The following is a 20,912-nucleotide window of genomic DNA, read 5'->3' on the forward strand; positions in this document are numbered from 1 at the left end:
AGCACGTGGGGAGGCGGTCGGGGACCGGGTAGCGGCGCCTTCTGCCGGACGGCCGGAAGAGGCGGGTGCGCATGAGCGGGGTGAGGTTCTGGGGGCGCCGCGGAGCGCAGACGATCAGCAGCGCTTCGAGGCGCCGGCCCGGATAATGCTTTGGCCCGTTTGCGCTGCGCCGGCCGCCACCCTGACGCGCTGCGAGGAGGGGCCGCCCCCGGCGGCGAGTCGGTCACCGGCCTCGCGCTGCTGGCGGCGCTGGGTGTCCTGTAGCGCATCATTCACCTCCTGAGGAGGCACGGCGTCGTCGACGTTGTGCCTCCTTTTGGATTTTCACGACGTTGAACGGTGCGGGCAACATGGGTCATCTCGGTGACGATGGCAGGCGGCTGTCCCGGGCGCGAGGTCGAGTGGGTCACGATGTGCATCGCCGCCCGCGAGGGTGACCGCAGCTGCAAGCTCCCGCTGCACCAACGTGCTCTGGTCAGTCTGGTGTACCTGCGCCAGCAGATCACGCCCGCCCAGCTTGCGGTCGGCTTCGGTATCTCGATCGGCGCCGCCCACACCTACACTGCCGCGGTGTTCGGCCTGATCGCCGATCGCACCCCCGGCCTGCTGGGCGCGCTGCGCGAAGCCGACCCCGAGTACGTCCATCCACGTGGTGGGTCACTCCTACGGGGCGGTGGTCGCGATGACCGCCGCCGCCCGCCGGCCGCGCGCCGTACGGTCGCCGGCGCTGATCGAGCCGCCCGCGCTGCGGTCGGCCGAGGACCACCCGGTCGTGGCGGCCGCCCTGAGCCGGGTACGGGCCGCCTTCACCGCAGGGGAAGGCAAGAAACCGGCGATGAGCCCCGAGGAGTACCTGCGCCAATCGACAGAGCCGTACGGCATGCCGGTGCCGGAGTTCACCGAGCCGATGCTCCGGGCGGCCCGTACCGCCATGTGCGAGCGGCCTTGCTGGGACGCGGAGCTGGACCTTGAGACGCTGGCCGCCGCCGGCTGGCCCAAGGTGGTGATCAACGGCACCTGGGAGACGGCGCATCCCGGATACCGGGCGGTCATCGGCGAGGCCATCGCCGTCACCGGCGAGGTCGTCGCGGACCGGATCGGCGCCCGCCAGGTCCAGGTGGCGGGCACGGATCACTTCCCGCACCGCGACCGACCCGATGTGGTCAACTCGCTCCTCGCCGAAACCTGATCGGGCTGAGGGCTGCTTCGCGGGCGGGCCCCTCACGGGCGCCGCGCGGGCCCGGCCTGGCGCGCAGCAGCACGGTGTACTTGCCCGTGCCGCCCATAGCCTTCTACGCGGCGCGGGCGCCCTGTACGCGGGATGCCGGCCAGCCCGGCATACGACCCAGGGCCGCCAGGTCCTTGGACCTGGCGGGCATCTTGCGTGCCGTGTTGCTGCAGGAGACGCTGGCAAAGCGGTCGGCGTAGCCGGTGAAGCGGACCGTCCACGGCCGCCCCGGGACGCGCTCGATGGGGGATACGGCAGAGAGATATTCTTTATCGTTTCTTGGCGCTCTCTCCTCCAAGGCCTGGGAGGAAGCCGCCGATCAGCCGATAGGCGACGCGATGGACGCACCCGAGTCACGTGGCCTTCTTTGCTGTTGAGCGGATGGTTCGCAGCGAATGAACGAGTCTCCGAGAGGGAGAGCAATGATCGACAGGAGTCTGACCCAGACCGAGGCAGAGGGGCGCGCGAGCCTGCTGACGGTCGAGCGGTACGACGCTGCCGTCGACCTTTCGGATCTGATGACCGGCTCGCGGGTCCGGTGCGAATCGACCATCACCTTCACGTGTCACCGGCCCGGGACCGAGAGCTTTGTCGATTGCGCGGCGACGGTCGAGAGCGCCACGCTCAACGGGGTCGCGCTGCGGTCGGCTGTTGAGGGCCGGATCGCGCTGAACGATCTTGCCGAGCGCAACGTCCTCACGGTGGTCTCTGTGACGGAGTGCTCGGCCGACGGCCGGGGCGTACACAAGGCGGTCGATCCCACCGATGGCGAGACGTATGTCTACACCGACTTCAGTCCCGACTACGCCCGGTACGTGTTGGCCTGCTTCGACCAGCCGGACCTCAAGGCGCCGTGGGCGTTCACCGTGACTGCTCCTGCCGGCTGGCGGGTGGTGAGCAACAGCGGTGACCCGCAGATCGAAGATCTCGGCTCCCTGCGACGCTGGACTTTCCCGCCGACGCCGCCACTGGCGGCGTACAACACCGTGATCAATGCGGGCCCGTACTACGAATTGCGTCGTCGCGGAGCTGGTCATGATCTCGGGCTCTTCGCCCGGCGGTCACTGGCTTCCCTCTTGGACCGGGACGCCGACGAGCTGTTCACCCTGACCACCCAGGGGCTCGAGTTCTTCGCCGACAAGTTCGGCATGCCGTTTCCGCAGCACAAGTACGACCAGGTCTTCACGCCCGAGTTCCCCGGCGCGATGGAGAACTTCGGCTGCGTCACCTGGATGGACTGGTTCCTGCGCAGGAGCACACCGACCAGAGCGGAGTGGGACATCTTCTCGCGGTACCTGCTGCACGAACTCGCGCACATGTGGTTCGGCAACATCGTCACGATGCGCTGGTGGGACGACCTGTGGCTGAACGAGGCGTTCGCGGAGTTCGCGAGCAACTGGGCCGCCGTGAGCGTGACCTCGTACACCGATGCCTGGACGGCGCATCTGGCCGGCGAGAAACTCAAAGCCTATTTCATGGACCAAGGACCCATGTCGCACCCGATCCGCCAGCAGGTCCGCGACGTCTCCGAGGCCGGAGCGACGTTCGACGCCATCACCTACTCCAAGGGCGCATCCGTACTGCACCAGCTGATGACGTACGTCGGCGAAGCCAACTTCTCCGCCGGTCTCACCAGCTACTTCGCCACGCATGCCTGGGGCAACACCACGCTGCATGACCTGATCGACGCGGTCGCCGACGCCAGCGGAGGTGACCTGGACCAGTGGCGCACAGGATGGCTGGAAACAGCAGGCACCGACCGGCTGACTCTCGACCAGGACGCAGACGGGTTCGCCTTGGTCGCTCAGGGGCCGGGTGGCCGGCCTCGCCCGCATGTCCTTGCCGTAGGCGCCTACGAGCGTTCCGGGGACTGCCTTGAACGGATGGCACTCGTCGAGGTCGAGGTAACGGGCGAACGGACCCGGATCGACCTACCAGCAGGGGCCGATCTGTATCTGGTCAACGATGAAGACCTGACTTTCGCCTCGACGAGACCTGACGCCACGACCAGAGGCGCGTTCTTCCACAACGCCGCCCGCCTGCCCACTGCGACCGCGCGTGGTGTCGCCGTCACCACGGCCTGGGACATGTTGATCAACGGCGAAGCGACAGCCGCCGAAGTTGTGCAGTGCCTGACCGGAGTGCTGGCTGTCGAGACGTCCGCGTCGGTGATCGAGCCGTATCTCAACCTGGCTGTCGAGGCCGCGGATCTGTGGAGCCCAAAGTGGCAGCGGGACGAGTTGCTGCGAGCAGTAGCTGCGACGTGCCGCAGCCTCTCCGGCGTCGGCGCCTACCGTAAAGCGGCGTTGCGGGGCTTCGCCCGCACCGCGCCCGAACCGGAGGAAATTGAGTGGCTCCGGACCGAGGCCGGGGAAGACATCGATCTCCAGTGGCGCGCACTGGCTCGCATGGCTCAGCTCGGAAGCCCGACCGCAGCCGAGGCGCAGGCACTGCTCGACCGCGACCCGGATCCCGACGCATGGATCAGCAGCCTCCAGGTCCGCGCGGCGACCCCGGACGCGGCTGAGAAGAAAGCGGTGTGGCAGATGCTGGTGACGGACCGCGCGGTGCCTCTCCCTTCGGTTCACTCAGTTGCGACGCTGTTCTGGAGCGCCGGTCAGGACGACTTGCTGAGGCCCCACGCGGAGGCGTACCTCGATCTCGTGCGAATCATCCACCGCAGCGGAACCGTGCCGGCGAGGACTTACACCAAAAGCCTCTTCCCGCTCTTTGCTATCGACCCGACCTACGTGAAACGAGCGGAAGACTTGGCGGCACAGGCAGTCCCGGTCGTCCGCACGAACCTCCTGGACCGGGCCGACCGGATGCGCCGCATACTGCGCTCCCGCGGCTGATCTGCAATTCCTTCGTCACCGGCCCGGCCGCCCGGTAGCGCGTCCCACCAGCCGGTATAAAGCGGCCTGCGCGACGATCTTCCCCAGTTCCGCAGTGGTTGTCCTCAATCATGGTGACGTCGGCCTGGGCGGCCCACTGCTGCACGCGAGGGCCGAGTACGCCGGACCGGCCCGGGCTGCCCAGGACGCAGTGAGGTCCTCGAAGGCCAGGGAGCGCCGGGCAGCCGGCGCAGTGGTCCAGCGGTCAGGAGGCGCCCGGAGCGGGATCAGTTTGCTCGAACGCAGACTGGCGATGAGCAGCGCGCCGCGGACTCCGGCCGCAGAGGCGATAAGAAGGCGGCCTGGCACGTCTTCGCGCTCACGGACCAGGAGGTGCCGACGCGGGACATGAACGCGTCCGGTGTGACCTCCATGACGGTACGTGGTGAACGACGGGTTGAAGACGCGTGCGGCAAATAGCAGGCCGAAGTCGGCGGCCATGATGACGAACACGTCGAGGGCGCCGGAGGGCGTCAGAGATAGCAAGATCGTCTACAGTCTGCGTGCGACACCGGACAGCAGCGGAATGCGGCGTTGTCCGAAACCTTCGCGAACGCGCCGAACTCGCCCAGTTCGCTGCATACGCCCCCGGTCCGGCCAGCGGACATCTGCGGGCCAACGCCCACCGGCTCCGGGAAACGGCCGCCACCCACGACAGCACCGCCCACCCTGCCGAGGCTCTTACGTGAACAAGCAGCACCAGGACGAGCGCGTCGGCATCCGCGAGGCCATGGATCGAATACTGACCGGACAGGCCAGCGCTTCCAATGGCAGCCTCACCGTCGTCGCCCTCGCCGCCGAGGCCGATGTCCACCGCATGGCCCTCCGCAAACGGCACGTCGACCTGAAGAACGAGTTCTGCGAACACGTTCGCGTCGAGACCACCAAGCCCCGGAGACCGAGAGCGACTCCGGGAAACTGTCACCTGGCTGAGGAAGACCCTTGCCCATCAGAGAGCCGAAATCGAAGAGCTCCGCCAGCAGGTGACCAGGCTCGCCCTCGCCGGCGCTGTGCTCACTCAAGAGGACGATAGGCAACCAGGACACGCGCCTGCCCCGGACAACGTCGTTCCGTTCCGCCCGCCGAAGGCTTGAACCCGTCCGGCTCCCAGGGCTGTCAATGTGCGTGAGTGCGGGAGCCGCTTCGAAGTGACGGTGGGGGTGAGCGGCGCGGCGGCCGAGTGCCCGGGGGTCAGAGAGGCCCGGCCAATCGATGCTGGTGTCAAGGGCCCTTCAGGACACGATCAAGCGCCGACCGGCCTGCGGGCCCCCAGTTCGGCTTGCCGCCCGGCAGGCCGCGGTCCCCGTTCTGGCCCATCAGCATCAGGAACAGGCCTTTGAGCGCGGCAAGCCCGCGCGCCCGTCGGACCGCCGCCTCGTCCGCCTGCGCATAGCTGTGGAAGAACCGCGAGGCGCCGCCCTCGGGGAGCAGCACCCAGGCGGCCGCAAGGTCCCAGGCCGGGTCGCCGGCGAAGACATCACCGAAGTCGACGACGCCCGCCAGCGTCCCCTCCGCGACGACGACGTTCGCGGGATGCAGGTCGCCGTGAACCCACACTCGCGGGCCCTCCCACCCCGGAGCCGTGGCCGCGGCGTCCCACACGGCTCGGATGTCGCCCTCGGCGAAGCTGCCGAGGTCCACGGCCCGCAGGAAGTGCTCGAAGCCCTCTGTGCACTCCTTGGGGTGACCGCCGCGGTCCGAGGCGTCCGGTGCGTCGGCGGGCGCCTCCACATGCAGTGCCTTGAGGAAAGCCGCCAGGATGTCGGCCGCATGGTCGCTGCGGGTGATGAAGCCGTGGTCCAGCGGCGTGCCCTCCACCCATGTCATGACGGTCCAGATCTTGGGGAAGCGCTTGGACGGCGCACCGTCCCGCACGGGGACCGGGATCGGCAATGGCAGGCGCGAGGCCAGGGTCGGCAGCCACCGGCGCTCCTTGAGCTGCAGATCCGGGTTGGTGTCCATCCGCTGTATCCGGACCGCCAACTCGTCCCCGAGGCGCCACATCTGGTTGCCCCAGCCGCCCGCCACCTCGCGGATGGGCAGCGCGGCCAAGTCCGGATGCTGGTCCCGCAGCAGGTTGCGGACCAGATCCTCGCTGATCTCAATCTCGGGTTCGATCATGCGGAGTCACATTACTGGCGCACGCGGAGGCGATCATGTTCCTTGGGGGGATCCGGCTCCCCGACTGGAACTCCCGAGCCCTCTTGAAGAACCGACCGCTAAGCACCGCAGGTTGCGCCCCGTCCACCAACTGAGGCAGTGACGCTATGTCAGCGCCGCCTGCCCGGAGCGCACCGCGAAACTGCCCAGGTATCGGGCCCGCTCCGAGCCCGATACCAGCTGAAAGCCCGTGGCGGTGCAGCAGTGGGTCCGGCATCATCCCCATGTGATTCTGATGCAACCCGTTCTGGAGATCTCCGCCGCCGACGACTTCGCGCTCTGGCCGGTTGGCGAGCAGGAACCGTATGGCTACCTCGTGCTGAACGGGGAGCTGACTCCAGCGGAGCTCGGCACGGCGGTTGTGCAGATCGCCGACTGCAACAACTTCGAGCCGGAGGAGGAGCACGGGCCGTGCCCGACCGACCCGTTCGGCACATTCCTGCACGGGCTGCTCACCATGCCTGATCTGTTCGCCGCAGGAGGGTTCCGGGTGACCGACACCACCACCGAAACCGTCTTTGTCGAGCCGGGCTGCTGCAACGGACTGGAGACCTGGCGGGACTGGCTGGAGGTGCTCGACGGCACCGGCTGCTCCTCCTTCGGCCACGATCCGTCGTCGGTGGCCGAACGAGTTGGCGAAATCGTCCGGCTGACGTTCGACGCTTACGGGACGGGCGGCAGCCCGGTGATCGAGCTGCCGGTAGACCAGGCGCGCAGGCTCGTCGCGGGCGCCCAGCAGGATTTGCAGGACTTCCTCGGTCTTGCCGGAATCTGGGCTGAACAACACATGCCGGCACACGCTGCCGCCGTCACTGCCGCCCTGGCACGGGCAGTGGACCTTGGGCCCACACAATGACCAGTTTCCTGACCCACCGAGCGCACGTGCACGACGCCCGTCTCCCCCTCCGCCGCCGGCACAGCGCGCTGCGGACCTGCATCACCATCTTTGCTCCGTACGGCTTCCGGGCGACGTACCACCACCTCACGCTCAGCGCCGCGATCCCCCGGCGGCTGGAGGCGGACCCGGACGCGCTGGTGCGGGCGGTGGAGGAACTGCATGAGGCGCGGGTGCTGTGGCTCGCGCGAGCGGAGGAGTACGCCGCGCAACGCCGGGCGGAGAAGCGGGCGGGGCGGCGGGCTGTAGTGAACCCGCGACCGTGGTGGCTGCGGAGCTGGTGGGAGGGCCCGAACCGCGCCTGGTACGAAGAACCGTTCCGCCATCCGTCGCTGCGGCTGCCGGAGTACGTCCGGCGACAGAACGCGATTCTGGACGGCGCCGATCTCCCCGGCTGCCCCGCCTGCGGGGACGAGAGACCGCTGGTGTCGAACTCGACCGGGCACGGCTGGGTGGAGCTGTGCCGCGGGTGCGCATGGGTGCTGTCGCCATGTCCGTGCGGGCAGCGGCACCGGTTCGTCCCGGAGACGCCGTTCAACTGGAAAGGGATCTGGCAGCGGGCCCACATGAGCGATGACGGCCTGCCGAACCCACATTGGCCTGCGGGCTAGCCGGCTGGATGCGGCACGGGGGGGGGCTTGGGTGTGGCTGATCAGCTGGGTGGCGCGCGCTCTTCAGATCGTTGCCCGCCGAGCAGGAGATCGTTGTCCGGCGCTCCTCGTAGCGAAGGGATGTCGCGGACGCTGCTGGGAGGTCGCCGGCTGGTCACCACACGTCGACGGACCAGACGTCGCCCCGCTGATGTCCGTCTGGATCCGGGGCGCCTGACCCGTACGGGTCAGGGTCAGCGACGACGTGGATGCGGGTGGCGGACGCGGACACGCGGTAGCAGTCCATGTCACTCGACGCGTTGCGCTTGTCGAGTTCGACCGTGTGGCCCAGGGCAAGGATGGCGGTCTGCAGTTCCTTGAAGCGGACTCTGGGTGCGAATTCCCCGTATTCCCGCGACAGCGGGGACGGCACGATGCTCGGGGACTGGTCGTACAGCAGTCGTTGGATCTTCACGCCGAAGCCGAAGCACGACATCTGGCCTTGCCTGCCTGGCTGGTCCGGCTGGTCCGGCTGGTCCGGCTGGTCCGGCTGGTCCGGCTGGTCCGGCGAGAAGTTGACTTCCACCAGCCCGTAGTCCCGCCGCAGTAGACCACCACCGGGAACATCGAGGCATGTCGCCCCCAGGGCGGCTTCCCAGGCTTCCGGGGCGGCACCGAGGCCAACTCCCAGGACCTCACCGCAAACGGCGACGTGAGCGTAGAAGTCCAAAGCGGACACCCGCCAACCCCCTCAACTGTCCGGACAGGGCACCGCTTGCTGATCTCCGCACAGGACAGGCGGGCCAGCGCCCAGTATTCGGTGATCGTACAGAGCAGCCGGTCAGGGCAGTCGCCGGGTTAGTTCGTCGCCGTCGTAGAAGTCGAAGTCCCAGGCGGGATGTGTCTTTCAGATCAGCCGTGGTCTTCCCAATCCTCCTGGCAGAACCAGGCTTCGCTCACCATGTCCCGTCAGCTGAAGGCTGTCCCGTAACCACGGGCTATCCCCTCAACGACGGGTCGCTCCGCGCTCCCGCGCTCAGCCGAAGATGAGCTCAACATCCCGCCATCACTCTTGCCGCAGGCTTGTGACAAGATCGCGAGGCAGACCGTGGGTGTCGTGGAGGTACTGGAAGTCCTCATCCTTCAGTGGGCGTTGGAACCGGGATCGGGCAAGCACCTGCCTACCTCGTTCGAGGAGCCGAATGAACCGGCACTCCTCCTCGAGCAACAGTCGGCGCACGTCGCTGGGATCTACTTCCTGGCGGAAGTGGTCCAGGGTGTGTGAGACCAACTCGTCCGGCAGGTCTCCGAGACCGCGCGACGGATCGTCCCGCAACAGAACGGTGAGCACTCGTCGCAGCAGGCGGCGGAGCACGTAGCCCCGGCCAGTGTTGCCCGGGCGCACTCCGTCGCCAAGTACCACGATGGCTGAGCGGAGGTGGTCGTAGACCAGGCGCAGCGACGGTTCGTCAAGTGGCCACAGAGCCGGCACGATACGGCGCCAGGGGTCGAAGACGTCGCACTCGAACACTGACGACTTGCCCTGCAGCAGAGCGGCCAGCCGCTCCAGGCCGAGCCCAGTGTCGACGTTGCGTTGGGGAAGCGGTACAAGGGAACCGTCCTCCAGCCGACGGTGGCGCATCATCACGTGGTTCCAGACCTCTACCCAGCGGTCGTCGCGGGTGGGTGTCGACTGGGGTGTGGTGTCACCGCTCCACAGGAAGATCTCCGAGTCGGGGCCACACGGGCCGACCGGTCCGTTGGACCACCAGTTGTCCTCCACGGTGAGCTCGACGGGAACGCCGAGGTCCTGCCACAACTGAAGGGAAGCAGTGTCTGGCCCGGTCTGGTCATCGCCGCCATAGACGGTGGCATGCAGCAAGCCCGGATCGACACCCAGTCCATCGGTGAGCAGCCTGTAACCCCAATCGAGACTCAGTGAGCCCTCGTAGTCGCCCAGCGACCAGGTGCCGAGCATCTCGAAGACAGTCAGATGGGTGGCATCGCCGACCTCCTCCAGATCCGTGGTGCGCAGACAGCGCTGCACATTGACCAGACGCCGGCCCAACGGATGGGGGCGCCCCTCCAGATACGGGGTGAGCGGATGCATGCCGGAGGTGGTGAACAGCACCGAGTCGCCAGGGGGTGGCAGCAGCGTCGAGCCGGTGATCCGTCGGTGATCACGCTCCTCGAAGTACTCGACGAACGTGCGGACAATCCTCTCCGTGTTCATAAGGGTGGCTCCTTCGCGTCACAGCGGGGAAGGCACCGGATAACGGGACCACGCTGGTCATCGCACTGTGGCAAGAAGCCCAGAACGCCACGGGACCACCGACGGGCCGTTTCCGGTCGCCGATGGGAAAGGGAGAAGGTCAGACGGCGGCAACCGGCGAGCTGGTCGCTCGCGCGGTCGCGATCATGCTTCGGCCGGTGACGTTCATACGGGCGACAATAGCGCGCCCAGTTCTTTGAGGCACACGAATTTCCGCCAGAACGTCCTGGCCTCGCGTGGGTCCCGCCAGGCAGGCGGCCGGGAACTCGATAGCGGTGAAGCTGCCTCGCCACCTCTGATGCTCAGAAGTGGCGACCCAAGCGCTCAGTCATACCTGTTCCCGGACGTCAGGCGCAGCCCGCGGGACTGAACAGAAGAACTTGACAGGGGAATGCGGTGAGGACTGGATCACCGCAACCCCGTTGACCGCCCGCCTCGGGCGGTTCGCCTCCGACCTCACACCGAAGCCCAAGTCCAAGTCCAAGTCCAAGGCGACCATGCCTGACCTCCACCGGGGGACCTACATGAGCATCACCGACGGCGACATCGACCACACCCTCGCCTACCCCGAGCCGCCCGCCTCCCCGCTCGCACCGCCACGGCGCAAAGGCTCGCCCGCTCACGCTCACCCAGCAGCGGCGCAACCGCGAGCTGCTGGACATCGCCCAGCGCACCACACCGCCCCGCTCCCGAGCCCCTGGCGGAGGCCATCTGATGGACACCAAGCACTGCGCCGTCGACGGCTGGGTCGACGCGATTCCCGCCCCCGACCCGCGCGGTACCGCTAACTTTGACCTGGTCGTCCGACCTGCTGACATCGACGCGCTCCCCGACGACGCTCCCGACACTGATGCCGTCCGCACGGCGTACCTGGACGGCCGGTCCATCGCCGCCTTGGCCCGCGAACAGGGCGTCAGTCGTGGCGCCATCCGCACCGCCGTCGCCGACCTCCTGCCCGAGCACACCACACCCGCCCAGCATGACGCCCTGGCCTCAGAGCTGCGGCCACCCTCGACATGCCGGGCAAGATCGCCGACTTCCTCCGCACGACCGAGTTGGAGCGCGCCGAGCTCGACCACGGCGTCACCGTACGGCACGGCCCGGGCTACACCCTGCGCCTCAGCGCCGCGCTGGCAGTCCCGTCCGGCTCCTCGCCCGCTGCCAACCGCGTGACGGTGCCCAGGGTGTCCCGGTGGTATCGGCACAGCTCAAGGCCCGCCGTGAGTACGAGAACCGCGTGAACGCCCTCACGAGGTCAGCCAAACCGTGATGAGCGGCATGGTGTTATTCGCTTCACCAGCCCCAGGTCCCCCGTGCAGTCCTATGGTTGGCTGATGCGCGCACACCCTATTGACCGCCCGGCAGACCTCGACGTCGTACGTGAGTCCTACGACCGGGTGGCCGACAACTATGCCCACATGGTCGTGACGACTGGAGTAGGCGACATCCGCAGGGATCCGTGGCTCAAGGCGTCGATCGACGCCTTCGCTGACACCGTGCGCGGGCTCGGGCCTGTCCTCGATGTAGGCTGCGGGCCCGGAACGGTGACCGCCTACCTCGCCGAACGCGGACTCGACGTGTCCGGCGTGGATCTCTCTCCTCGCATGATCGAGAACGCACGCCGCCTTCATCCGGAGTGCCGCTTCGCTGTCGCTTCCGCCACCGAGCTCGACCTCGGTGAAGGGTCCCTGGGCGGCGTGCTCGGGTGGTGGTCGCTGTTCAACCTCCCCCGTGACGTCCTTCCCCAGGTCCTCGCCCTGTTCGCGCGCGCGTTGAAGCCAGGCGGACACTTCATCACCGGAACACACGTCGGCGACGAGGACGCGGTGCGCACGCAGGCCTACGGAGGCGTACCCGTCCGCTGGACGACCCACAAGTGGCGGCCGGAACAACTCGTCAACCTGATCGAGCAGGCCGGCCTGAACCCGGTTGCCGAATTGCGGCTCCCCCCGACGGAGTACAGCGGGCCCGGTCTGGTCGTCATGGCCAAACGCCCCGGCTGACGATCAGGCGCCGAAGTGGCGCAGGGTCTTCGGCCGGGATCCGTGACCTGACGCCTACTATCCGTTCGAATACTCCCCGAGGGCCGAACCGTCCGGCACACGCCAAAACGGTGCTGGGCCGTCGACTACCGCTGCCGTTAGCCGTCGGTGGTGGGGCAAGGTAAGCACCGATGTCTGTGGCCGTGTACAGCGGTGGCCCGCTACTGAGACCGGTCAGGGAACCCTCAGGGTCCGCGGCCTAAGGGGGGCGGGATCTGAAAGGTCCCCGGGTTCGTCTCGTGACTGTAGTCCATGCCAGAGCACCGCCCCCCCCTTCTGCGTGCCTTGCCGAAGAGACTCGGTGGCCCGGACTCGCTCTGGTGTGCAGGCCATCTGCCGTGATGGCCTGCACACGTCTACGCCCATCCGAGCGAGAAGGTGCCTGCCGATCGGATGCTGGTCAGTAGCCGGTGTATTGATCGCCAGCCCCACTCACCTGCGGGGCTGAAGAAGCCCACGCCTCCGACCAGTTCGGATGCCCGTGGGCTTCTGGCGTTCTCGGTCGGTATCGGGTGCCCGCACGACGCAGAGACGACCCGGACGTCGCATCGTGCCGACCCCGGGCTCCTCGGTTGCCGCCGCCATCACCTGCATCCGCCTCGTAGACCTGCCTTCGCTAGTCGGCGTCGCCGAAACCTTCGGCTGCGAGCCGGAAGTAGGCGCCGCGTCCCCGCTGCCCGGGGCAATGGGTGACTGAATGCCGGACACACTCTCATCGGGCTCCGAAATTGCACTGCGAGAGCTCCGCCGCTGCTCAAAGCCGCCGCGACCGCTTCGTCCCGAAGCAACTGAGGCGGTGGTGATGCCTTGGGGCGCTGTGCGTCTCACCTGCGTTGATGGTCCGCAGACGTTCGGGCTCGTCCGCCGACGTTCGTCGGCCTGGTCACGCAGTTAGACACGCACCCCCGCGGCTCGGCTCACTTTTTGCGGTGCTTGCTCGCCCTCCTCTTCAGCTCGGCTTGGCCGCGCTTCGTCCATTCACCTTGGTGGAGGTAGCAGCGCGACGTGCCCTTCACTGTCTTGTTCTGGCAACGACCGCCGGGCGCCGTTGGCCAACCGCACTTCCCTTGCTTCCACTCGCCCACTGTCAACCCCCGGTAGTCCAGCACTACCTGTCGACAACCAGCGTGCGTGGTCATGCAGTCGTAGGGGAGGGCGCATGCCAGGTGGCATCGGGCCCCACGCGACGCGGTCAGTACATACAGCACATCGCCGTCCGGGCCTCGTGGAAGCTCGCCAGCGCGTACCCATAGGGCCACTAAATAGGGATGCTTGTGAGAGAACACACGAGATCCTGACCTGGCTCTTCTACCTGTGGGGCGTGAGGATACTCGTATGAAGGTGCCGATCGGTCGCCCGAGTCTGCGGCCCTACCTGCCTTACCAGCAGCGCAGTGCAACGCACAATGAGGGGCTGATCGCTCACTTCTTGGGCACCAGCTCTGTCCTGCTGTCCGACGGACAGACCTCGGTGCTCAGTGACGGGTTCGTCACCCGCCCGGGGATGTTTCGAGTCGGAATGGGCAAGATCGCCCCAGACCGAGCGCTGGTCCGTGCCGCCATCGAGCGGCTGCGGATGGGCACTCTCGCCGCTGTGGTGTGCGCACATTCCCACTACGACCACGCCCTGGACGCACCGGTGTGGGCGCTGGAGACCGGCGCCGAACTGGTCGGCTCGGAGTCCACCGCCAACATCGGGCGCGGCCTGGGAGTTCCCGAGTCGTCCTTGCGGGTGGTGGGCGACGGCGACACCGCCACGTACGGCAGCTTCACACTGACCTTCCTGGACTCCGTACACAGCCCGGGCGACCACTACCCGGGCACCGTTGATCGGCCGTTGGTGCCGCCGGCCCGCGCCGGTTCGTGGAAGACCGGCACCGCCTACTCCGTGCTCGTCACTCACCCTCACGGCCGCGTGCTACTGCAAGCCAGCGCCAACTTCCGGCCCGGCGCGCTTCGCGGCCACCGCGCCGACGTCATCTACCTGGGCGTCGGCATGCTGGGTAAACAGCCCGCCGAGTTTCTTCACACCTACTGGGATGAGGTCGTGGTGACGACCGGGGCCAGGCGAGTCATCCTGGTGCACTGGGACGATTTCTTCCTCAGTCTGGACCGACCACTGCGCCCCATGCCCTACCTGCTCGATGACCTCGGCACCACCATGAACCGACTGCTGCCCTTGGCCCACCGTGACGGCGTCGACGTCGTCCTGCCCGTCTCCTGGCAACCCAGCGCGCCCCTCGCCGGTCTCACGTGAACTCGACCGGAGAGGCCCAGCCTGGCGCGGACGGCGTCGGGGTCGGCGAGGCGGCCGGTGGTCGTGCGGTGTTCGCCGGCCAGAGCCCGGAAGGACATATGGGAGATCTGGTCCACTAGCCGGAGACGGGCGCGGAGAGGCATGGCGCGCGTACTTCTGACTGGTATGCGGCGACGTGCCTCATGACGGGGTGCCCACCGAGCCTGGTGCCCGCATGACGAACGTCGTCCAGGTCGTGCGCCGACTTACGGGGCTGAGCCTGTGGCGGAGCAAGGTCCTGGCGACGCAGGTTCCCGCCGTCATCCTCGTCGGCGTCACCCAGGAAGGCGCGGCGGCAGCCGTCTCGGCCCTCCGCCATGTGGGAGCCCGGGCAAGACGTCCTCGCTGCTGAGCCTGGCGGACCGTACCCACAAAAGGTCCGGCGGCGTACAGGAGGCAAGGTTGCCGAGCGCGGCCGTCAGCGTCTGCTCCCTGCCGCATCCCAGCCGCCCATGTCAGCTTCAGGCCGGAGGCGTTGATCAGGGGAGCATCCCCCGGGGCGCGGGGAGCACTTGACCTCCGCCAGGAAGGCGTCCTTCTCCCCGGGACCATCCCTGCGGGCGCAGGGAACACCCGTAAGTGTCGTCGCCGGTCGCCGGGTAAGGACAATGCCTGCGGGCGCGTCAGCGCGGCGAGGTCACGGTCGAGGACGAGGGACCATCCCCGCGGGCACGGGGAGCACCTCACTCAGGTGGTGCGGTGGGCATGTTTCCCGCCCGCGCGGGGATGGTCCCCCGCCAAAACCCCTTGCCGCGGACCATCTCCATCACAAGGAAAGGGAACCTCTCGCTTCCCGTGCCTGTCTCGCCGGGGTCGTGGATGGTGACGATGTTGGGATTGCTGTAGCCGGGCGGTGATCCGTGCCTCGCGCAGAAACCGGGCACGTGCCTCATTGCCTCGACTCCCGCCGCCAGCAAGCAACGATGATCTTGACCGCGACACTCCGGTCCACGGTTTCGTCCCGCGCCCCCCAGTCCTGCCCCATACCGCCCTCGCCGAGCTGCCTTGCCAGGTGTCGGATCGGGGTCCGGGGGCATCGGCTGAAGTATGAATGCACAGGCATGGGCGGTGGGTGAACGGGGCGGGGCACGCCGAGCTGCGGACAGCCCGGCGATGGCTGCGGCGGCGCGTGCGGGTTTCGCCGCCCGCGGGCTGATCTATCTGCTGGTGGGGGTCATCTCCCTGCAGATCGCCTTCGGTGGTGACAGTGGCGGCAAGCAGGCCGACCGCGGTGGGGCGCTGAGCGAGCTGGCCCAGCGCCCGTTCGGGTCGGCGATGCTGTGGATCGTCGGCATCGCGCTCGCCGGCATGGCGCTGTGGCGGCTGTCGCAGGCCGTGCTCGGCGGCGCGGGCACGGATGGGGGCAAGCCCTCAAAGCGTGTCATGGCCGCGGGCCGGTTCGTCTTCTACGCCGTCGTGTCGTGGTCGGTGCTCTCGTACGCGGCCGGCGACAAGGGCAGCGGGAGCGGCTCCTCCGACCGCCGCACCGACGACCTGACCGCCAAGGTGTTGGGGTGGCCGGGCGGCCAGTGGATCGTCGGGATCGCCGGAGCGGCCGTGGTGGCCGCCGGGCTGTACATAGCGGCCCGGGCTGTGATGAAGAAGTTCCGCAAGCACCTGAACACGGCGGTCATGTCCGCGAAGGCGCGGAAGGTCACCGAGTTCTTCGGTGTCGTGGGTGGCACGGCCCGCGGGATCGTGTTCGCCGTCGCGGGTGCGTTCGCCGTGGTGGCGGCGGTCCGGCACCAGCCTGGCAAGGCGAAGGGCATGGACGACACCCTGCGTGCGTTCCGGGACTTGCCGGCCGGCCCGTGGTTGCTCGCGGTGATCGCTCTCGGTCTGGCGGCGTTCGGTGTCTTCTCCTGGTGCGAGGCCCGCTGGCGCAAGCTCTGACGTTCGGTCAGTTGATCTGCCGGGGCGAGGATATGGCTCAGCGTATGGTCTGAGTGAGCAGGTGACCGGCCGGGCCGTACCTTGACGTCCTCGGCGAGGAGCAGGCGGGGCAGCCTGGGTGGCGAGCACCACCGGCTCGCCGGGAAAGACGCCTTCGGACCAGCCGAATGCCGCCGCGCACGCCTCGGTGATGTACCCGAATCCCCACGCCTGCGGCAGGAACACGTAGCCAAGGTCGGCCTTCCCCGCAGCAGCCGGGCGACGGTGCCCGGTCGCTCTCCTGAGCAGGATCTGGCCGATCAACACGGGGGCCGGGCCCGCCGAGGTAGGCGTTCACCTCCGGCGAGGAGAGCAGCTCGATGAACGCCGCACGGTCCCTCCCCTCGGGCTCACGGAGTACGAGTTGCTCGGTTCTAATCGGCTCAGGCGGTCAGGCAACGGATCCGAGATCTCCCATCCGCGCACGCTAGCAGAGGGTCAAATCAACTGAAATATAGTCATATTGCTTCCTCGCCTGAGTCGGATGGGTTCGCCACCTGACCACGTCGACCGAGCGCGTGAACCAACTTGCGGGCCGGGTGGGACGCGTGAACGCCGGTGTGACTTCGCCAAGGCCGTCTGCCGCCGCCACGGGTTGGCCGAGCGCTGCTTCAACCACTCCAGCTGTGGCTCGGCATCGCCGACCGCCGGTCCGTCGAAAGGTCGTCCTGGCCCGTCCGGGCGCTGCGGATCGGGTTGATGACGACTTGGATCGGTACGGTCGTCGCGATTCCGGCCGAGACTGTTCAGGCCGGTAGGCGGCCGGACTGTCGCAGGTCAGGCGGATTGCCCTGGAGACACCGGCCGCTAAGGCCATCGGTCTCAAGGCCGCTCGACGGGTCGTCGACGCGCTCAGTGCTCAGGCTCCCCTGTGCCACCGGCACCTGCTCCGACCCGGCCGTGATGCTGCCTCTTCGCTCTCTGCCTGCTCCTGCGAGCCGGGAGCCCGGACACTTCACTCCCGGGCCATGTACCGTCACTACGGTCGTTCTTTCACCTATACGCGAGACAGGAAGGCGATCACGTGGCCGAACTGCGCCTGGGACCACTGCTGAGGTGTACCGACGGCTCGTGTGCGACGGTGTGGGTCGAGACCGACGAGCCCTGCACGGTGCAGGTGCGCTGCTCCGACGGCGCGGGTGGCACGGCCCCCACCTTCCAGGTGGCCGGGCACCATTACGCGCTCGTCACCGTTGCCGGCCTGCACCCCGGTGGCTCCCCCACCTACGAGGTGCTCCTGGACGGCACCCGGGTGTGGCCCCTGCCCGACTCCCCGTTCCCGCCCTCCGTCATCCGTTCGCCGGGCTCCGGCGACACCGTCCGGGTCACCTTCGGATCGTGTCGCTGGGCCGCACCCCCGGCCGACGGCAAGGATCCGGTCGGCCCGGACGCCCTCGACACGCTCGCCGCCCGTTTGGTGGCCGATCCCGGCGCCGAGCGCCCCGACGTCCTGCTTCTGCTGGGTGATCAGATCTACGCGGACGAGACATCCGCGCGCACCCGGCGCTGGCTCGCCGAGCGCCGCGACCTCGACAAGCCGCCAGGCGGCCAGGTCACAAATTACGAGGAGTACTGCCACCTCTATTACGAATCCTGGCTCGACCCCGAGGTCCGCTGGCTGCTGTCCACCGTGCCCAGCTTCATGATCTTCGACGATCACGACGTCGTGGACGACTGGAACACTTCTGCCGCCTGGCTCGCGGACATGCGGACCGAGGACTGGTGGCAGGAACGGCTGTTGAGCGGCCTGATGTCCTACTGGGTTTACCAACACGTGGGCAACCTCTCCCCGGCCGAACTGGCTGACGATCCCGACTGGGCCGCGGTCCACGCCACGCCGGACGGCACCCCGGCACTGCGCGCCCTGGCCGAGCGGGCCGACGCCGATTCCGCCTCGGTCCGCTTCAGCTATCGTCGCGATTTCGGCCGGGTCCGGGTCGTGATGGTGGACTCCCGGGCCGCGCGGGTCCTCGCCGAGGACCGCCGCGCCATGCTCGACCCGGGCGAGGCCGCCTGGTTGCGCGAGCAGGTGCTGGGCGACGAGGGTGCCTACGACCACCTCCTGATCGGTACCTCCCTGCCCTGGCTCCTGCCCCACCTGATACACGACACCGAGGCCTGGGACGCGGCTCTGTGTGCCGGGGAGCGCGGAACACGCTGGGCCCGCTTCGGCGAGTGGCTGCGCCGCGGAGCCGACCTGGAGCACTGGGCGGCCTTCCCACGCTCCTTCACCGATCTCGCCGACATCATCGCCGAGACCGGGACCAGTCCCGCCGCTCCGGCGACTGTGTGCGTCCTGTCCGGCGACGTCCACCATGGCTACATAGCCGAGGCGTCCTGGCCGTCCGGCGGGCCGCGCCGTCCCGTCGTACAGCTCACCTGCTCGCCGGTGCACAACTCCGTGCCCTTGATGATGCGGATCGGTTTCCGCTTCGGCTGGAGTGCACCGGCCCGCCTGTTGGGACGCCTGCTCGCCCGGCACGGCCGCTGTCCCCGGCCACCGATCACCTGGCGCAAGCAGGGCGGCCCCTGGTTCGGCAACCAGCTGATGACCCTGACGCTGCGCGACCGCACTGCCCGCCTCCGTCTGGAGAGCACCACCTCCGACGCGACGCTGCAGACCGTGCACGAGTCCGTCCTGACCGCCGACTAGGCGCTGTTTCTCGGATCATGTGCGGAGCCAGATGATGAGTCCGGCGAGGGTGAAGGTGCCGAGGTAGGTGTAGGCCCGCTTCTCGTAGCGTGTGGCGACGGCGCCAAAGCCCTTCAGGCGGTTGATGTGTCCGGGTGTCAGGAGGAGGCCGGGCCACGTCATGCCCAGCCGATGCCCAGCTCCCGCAGCGCGTCCAGTTGCTCCGTGCTGAGCCTGGGACGCTGCCACCGTGGCTTCACCACCAAGATCCACCTCGCAGCCGACGGACGATGCCGGCCCCTCGCGGCCGAGCCGGCGCGTGCAAGACCCCCCGGCTCGGCGCGGGATGGGGTGTCTGCACGGAGGACGCTGCTGGTCGCCCGAGGCGTGCGGTCAAACCGCCTGGCCGGCTCGCCGTGCGCGGGTCAGCTGCCGCAGTTCGGAGCGTGCCGGGGCACCGAGGGTGCTGTCTCCCGGTAGGGGTGCCACCACAGGCGTACGGACAGGAGCAGCAGGCGGCGGCGCAGGACGGTGGTGTCGCGCCGGCACCACTCCCCCAAGGAGAAGTCTGTCCATCCTTGTGGACCGTCGGGATCATCCTGGTGGTCGTCTGAATCATCCCGTGGCTCCTCGGCGCGATGGGACCCGCCGTCGCCGGCCGACGCCACTACTGGTAGTCGGCGGGGTCGCCTGCGCCGCGGGGCGGTGACAGCGCCCGCGGGCAGGTCGGCCGACGGCGCGGGGCTCATGGGGGCCACTCGACGGGGACTCGGTGGAGCGGCCCCCGCGGTCCGCGGCAGCCCTACTCCCAGGGGCATGGCCGACGGCACGCCGACCGCTGCCCTCCCGACGCCGTGCATACCGGCGACTGCTGGGCCGCGGCCAAGAACGGGCGCTGCCGCCCAGCGACACGCGAGCAGGTCCTCGAAGCCATGCGGCAGCACGTCCCTGCCTGCGTCCACTGCCGCCCCGACAACGTACTCGGCGAATCATGAACGGCGACCAGCCCAAGCCGGCGGTGCTGAGCCGGTGCTTTTACCCGGCGCCTTCGGCGTAGTCAAGTCCCGAACTCGCGGAACGTGACCGGGCTACGCGCATCGGGCGTACTTGAAGCACAAGGCCTCACCGGAAAGGAACGAGGCCGACCGGTAAGGCGGAAATCCTCCCCAAGGGCCGAGGATTCTCCCCCCTCACCGACATCTCGAATCACTGGGCGACAGAGATGCCCTTGAGAAGAAAGAGGAGAAATCCATGACCTGTGACAAGCGCACGTACGACGAGACCCGCCCCCGGCGTCTAGGTATTCGTTTCGCGACCGTCTTCGCGTCGGCCGCACTGCTCACCGGAGGCGTCGCTCTCCCCGTGTCCTCCGCGATGGCGGCTCCGATGCCCGCCTCGACCGTGGCCTTCGTCCAGGGCGGCGGCGCCGGCGGCGACGGTGGCGCCGGTGGTGGCGGCCTGATCGGCGGGGGTGGCGGCTCCGGTGGCTCCGGTGGCGGCAGCGTCCTGGGCGTCGGCGGTGCCGGCGGTAACGGCGGCAAGGGCGGGGACGGCATCCTCGCAGGTGGCGGCGGCGGTGGCGGCGGTGGCGGCGGCGACGGCGTCGTCGGTGGCGCCGGCGGCAACGGTGGTGCCGGTGGCTCCGGGATCTTCGCCGGAAGCGGCGGTAACGGCGGTGGCGGCGGCAGCGGTGTCCTCGTCGGAGGCAACGGCGGCAAGGGCGGCAACGGCGGCTTCGGCATCCTCCAGGGCGGCAACGGCGGCAAGGGCGGCGCGGGCGGACTGGGCGGTCTGTTCGGCGGGACTGGCGGGACCGGCGGCGCGGGCGGCGGCAGCCTCTTCTGACCGCCAGGGGCCCGCGATCCCCAGGACCGCGACGCCGTGGCACCACGGGGGGGGGGGGGGGGGGGGGGGGGGCGCCCCCCCCCCCCCCCCACCCCCCCCCCCCCCCCCCCCCCCCCCCCCCCCCCCC

The 20,912-nt window shown here is 68.7% G+C and carries 16 protein-coding genes and 4 pseudogenes; 14 read left to right on the forward strand and 6 right to left on the reverse strand.

All coding sequences use genetic code 11. From position 1 onward, the window contains the following. Nucleotides 1–369: 369 nt before the first annotated feature. The 4 genes and pseudogenes from V7E45_RS40545 to V7E45_RS05845 all read left to right on the forward strand — a co-directional run. Nucleotides 370–642 (forward strand): annotated as a pseudogene (locus tag V7E45_RS40545) (helix-turn-helix domain-containing protein); the annotation flags it as partial. A 7-nt stretch (nucleotides 643–649) separates the two neighbouring features. After that, nucleotides 650–1,189, forward strand: a complete 540-nt coding sequence (locus tag V7E45_RS05835; RefSeq protein WP_333772990.1) for an alpha/beta fold hydrolase — start codon at nucleotides 650–652, stop codon at nucleotides 1,187–1,189. A gap of 461 nt (nucleotides 1,190–1,650) precedes the next feature. After that, entirely contained in the window at nucleotides 1,651–4,083 is a 2,433-nt protein-coding gene (pepN, locus tag V7E45_RS05840; RefSeq protein ID WP_333772991.1) for an aminopeptidase N, read from the forward strand. Nucleotides 4,084–4,807: 724 nt separating this feature from the next. Beyond that, a pseudogene (locus V7E45_RS05845) lies at nucleotides 4,808–5,216 on the forward strand (hypothetical protein). 127 nt (nucleotides 5,217–5,343) lie between these two features. On the opposite strand, the gene V7E45_RS05850 reads toward V7E45_RS05845, so the two are convergent. Beyond that, a complete protein-coding gene (locus V7E45_RS05850) occupies nucleotides 5,344–6,243 on the reverse strand; it encodes an aminoglycoside phosphotransferase family protein (RefSeq protein WP_333772992.1) in 900 nt (299 codons plus the stop codon). Nucleotides 6,244–6,472: 229 nt separating this feature from the next. Between V7E45_RS05850 and V7E45_RS05855 the strand changes: the two genes are divergently transcribed. Together V7E45_RS05855 and V7E45_RS05860 are read left to right on the forward strand one after the other, a co-directional pair. After that, complete coding sequence (locus V7E45_RS05855) at nucleotides 6,473–7,138, forward strand: hypothetical protein (RefSeq protein WP_333772993.1); 666 nt, start codon at nucleotides 6,473–6,475, stop codon at nucleotides 7,136–7,138. Nucleotides 7,139–7,164: 26 nt separating this feature from the next. After that, complete coding sequence (locus V7E45_RS05860) at nucleotides 7,165–7,788, forward strand: hypothetical protein (protein ID WP_333772994.1); 624 nt, start codon at nucleotides 7,165–7,167, stop codon at nucleotides 7,786–7,788. 154 nt (nucleotides 7,789–7,942) lie between these two features. Here V7E45_RS05860 and V7E45_RS05865 read toward each other — a convergent pair whose 3' ends face one another. Then, complete coding sequence (locus V7E45_RS05865) at nucleotides 7,943–8,497, reverse strand: hypothetical protein (protein ID WP_443055946.1); 555 nt, start codon at nucleotides 8,495–8,497, stop codon at nucleotides 7,943–7,945. Nucleotides 8,498–8,833: 336 nt separating this feature from the next. Continuing rightward, nucleotides 8,834–10,000 (reverse strand): alanine--tRNA ligase-related protein, encoded by a 1,167-nt coding sequence (locus tag V7E45_RS05870; RefSeq protein WP_333772996.1) that lies wholly within the window; start codon nucleotides 9,998–10,000, stop codon nucleotides 8,834–8,836. Nucleotides 10,001–11,055: 1,055 nt separating this feature from the next. Between V7E45_RS05870 and V7E45_RS05875 the strand changes: the two genes are divergently transcribed. The 5 genes from V7E45_RS05875 (at nucleotide 11,056) to V7E45_RS05895 (ending at nucleotide 16,269) form a co-directional block, all read left to right on the forward strand. Continuing rightward, nucleotides 11,056–11,280, forward strand: a complete 225-nt coding sequence (locus tag V7E45_RS05875; RefSeq protein ID WP_333772997.1) for a hypothetical protein — start codon at nucleotides 11,056–11,058, stop codon at nucleotides 11,278–11,280. Between the two features lie 93 nt (nucleotides 11,281–11,373). Beyond that, a complete protein-coding gene (locus V7E45_RS05880) occupies nucleotides 11,374–12,042 on the forward strand; it encodes a class I SAM-dependent methyltransferase (protein WP_333772998.1) in 669 nt (222 codons plus the stop codon). A 1,374-nt stretch (nucleotides 12,043–13,416) separates the two neighbouring features. Continuing rightward, complete coding sequence (locus V7E45_RS05885; RefSeq protein ID WP_333772999.1) at nucleotides 13,417–14,337, forward strand: MBL fold metallo-hydrolase; 921 nt, start codon at nucleotides 13,417–13,419, stop codon at nucleotides 14,335–14,337. Nucleotides 14,338–14,497: 160 nt separating this feature from the next. Beyond that, nucleotides 14,498–14,728 (forward strand): ribosomal protein L7/L12, encoded by a 231-nt coding sequence (locus V7E45_RS05890; protein WP_333773005.1) that lies wholly within the window; start codon nucleotides 14,498–14,500, stop codon nucleotides 14,726–14,728. A gap of 761 nt (nucleotides 14,729–15,489) precedes the next feature. Continuing rightward, nucleotides 15,490–16,269 carry a DUF1206 domain-containing protein gene (locus V7E45_RS05895; RefSeq protein ID WP_333773000.1) on the forward strand — a complete coding sequence of 260 codons (780 nt, stop codon included), beginning with the start codon at nucleotides 15,490–15,492 and terminating at the stop codon, nucleotides 16,267–16,269. A 108-nt stretch (nucleotides 16,270–16,377) separates the two neighbouring features. Here the strand turns inward: V7E45_RS05895 and V7E45_RS05900 are convergent. Beyond that, nucleotides 16,378–16,687 (reverse strand): annotated as a pseudogene (locus V7E45_RS05900) (GNAT family N-acetyltransferase); the annotation flags it as partial. Between the two features lie 645 nt (nucleotides 16,688–17,332). Between V7E45_RS05900 and V7E45_RS05905 the strand changes: the two are divergent. Next, the gene (locus V7E45_RS05905) at nucleotides 17,333–18,961 is read left to right on the forward strand and encodes an alkaline phosphatase D family protein (RefSeq protein WP_333773001.1); all 1,629 of its coding nucleotides are present in this window, start codon (nucleotides 17,333–17,335) and stop codon (nucleotides 18,959–18,961) included. 15 nt (nucleotides 18,962–18,976) lie between these two features. Here V7E45_RS05905 and V7E45_RS05910 read toward each other — a convergent pair whose 3' ends face one another. Then, nucleotides 18,977–19,123 (reverse strand): hypothetical protein, encoded by a 147-nt coding sequence (locus tag V7E45_RS05910; RefSeq protein ID WP_443055947.1) that lies wholly within the window; start codon nucleotides 19,121–19,123, stop codon nucleotides 18,977–18,979. A 242-nt stretch (nucleotides 19,124–19,365) separates the two neighbouring features. Then, nucleotides 19,366–19,500, reverse strand: a complete 135-nt coding sequence (locus V7E45_RS05915; RefSeq protein ID WP_333773002.1) for a hypothetical protein — start codon at nucleotides 19,498–19,500, stop codon at nucleotides 19,366–19,368. Nucleotides 19,501–19,776: 276 nt separating this feature from the next. Here V7E45_RS05915 and V7E45_RS05925 point away from each other — a divergent pair. Then, nucleotides 19,777–19,935 (forward strand): annotated as a pseudogene (locus tag V7E45_RS05925) (DUF6233 domain-containing protein); the annotation flags it as partial. 256 nt (nucleotides 19,936–20,191) lie between these two features. Further along, a complete protein-coding gene (locus V7E45_RS05930; protein WP_333773003.1) occupies nucleotides 20,192–20,785 on the forward strand; it encodes a hypothetical protein in 594 nt (197 codons plus the stop codon). Nucleotides 20,786–20,912 lie beyond the last annotated feature (127 nt).

The organism is Streptomyces sp. IBSBF 3136, from assembly GCF_036815105.1.
In the GTDB taxonomy this organism is placed as follows: domain Bacteria; phylum Actinomycetota; class Actinomycetes; order Streptomycetales; family Streptomycetaceae; genus Streptomyces.

What these genes read in the sequence shown, in the direction of transcription:
- pepN (WP_333772991.1), top strand. Translation starts at nt 1,651, where the DNA reads ATGATCGACAGGAGTCTGACCCAGACCGAGGCAGAGGGGCGCGCGAGC.
- V7E45_RS05850 (WP_333772992.1), bottom strand. Translation starts at nt 6,243, where the DNA reads ATGATCGAACCCGAGATTGAGATCAGCGAGGATCTGGTCCGCAACCTG.
- V7E45_RS05870 (WP_333772996.1), bottom strand. Translation starts at nt 10,000, where the DNA reads ATGAACACGGAGAGGATTGTCCGCACGTTCGTCGAGTACTTCGAGGAG.
- V7E45_RS05875 (WP_333772997.1), top strand. Translation starts at nt 11,056, where the DNA reads ATGCCGGGCAAGATCGCCGACTTCCTCCGCACGACCGAGTTGGAGCGC.
- V7E45_RS05880 (WP_333772998.1), top strand. Translation starts at nt 11,374, where the DNA reads ATGCGCGCACACCCTATTGACCGCCCGGCAGACCTCGACGTCGTACGT.
- V7E45_RS05885 (WP_333772999.1), top strand. Translation starts at nt 13,417, where the DNA reads ATGAAGGTGCCGATCGGTCGCCCGAGTCTGCGGCCCTACCTGCCTTAC.
- V7E45_RS05895 (WP_333773000.1), top strand. Translation starts at nt 15,490, where the DNA reads ATGGCTGCGGCGGCGCGTGCGGGTTTCGCCGCCCGCGGGCTGATCTAT.
- V7E45_RS05910 (WP_443055947.1), bottom strand. Translation starts at nt 19,123, where the DNA reads ATGACGTGGCCCGGCCTCCTCCTGACACCCGGACACATCAACCGCCTG.
- V7E45_RS05930 (WP_333773003.1), top strand. Translation starts at nt 20,192, where the DNA reads ATGACCTGTGACAAGCGCACGTACGACGAGACCCGCCCCCGGCGTCTA.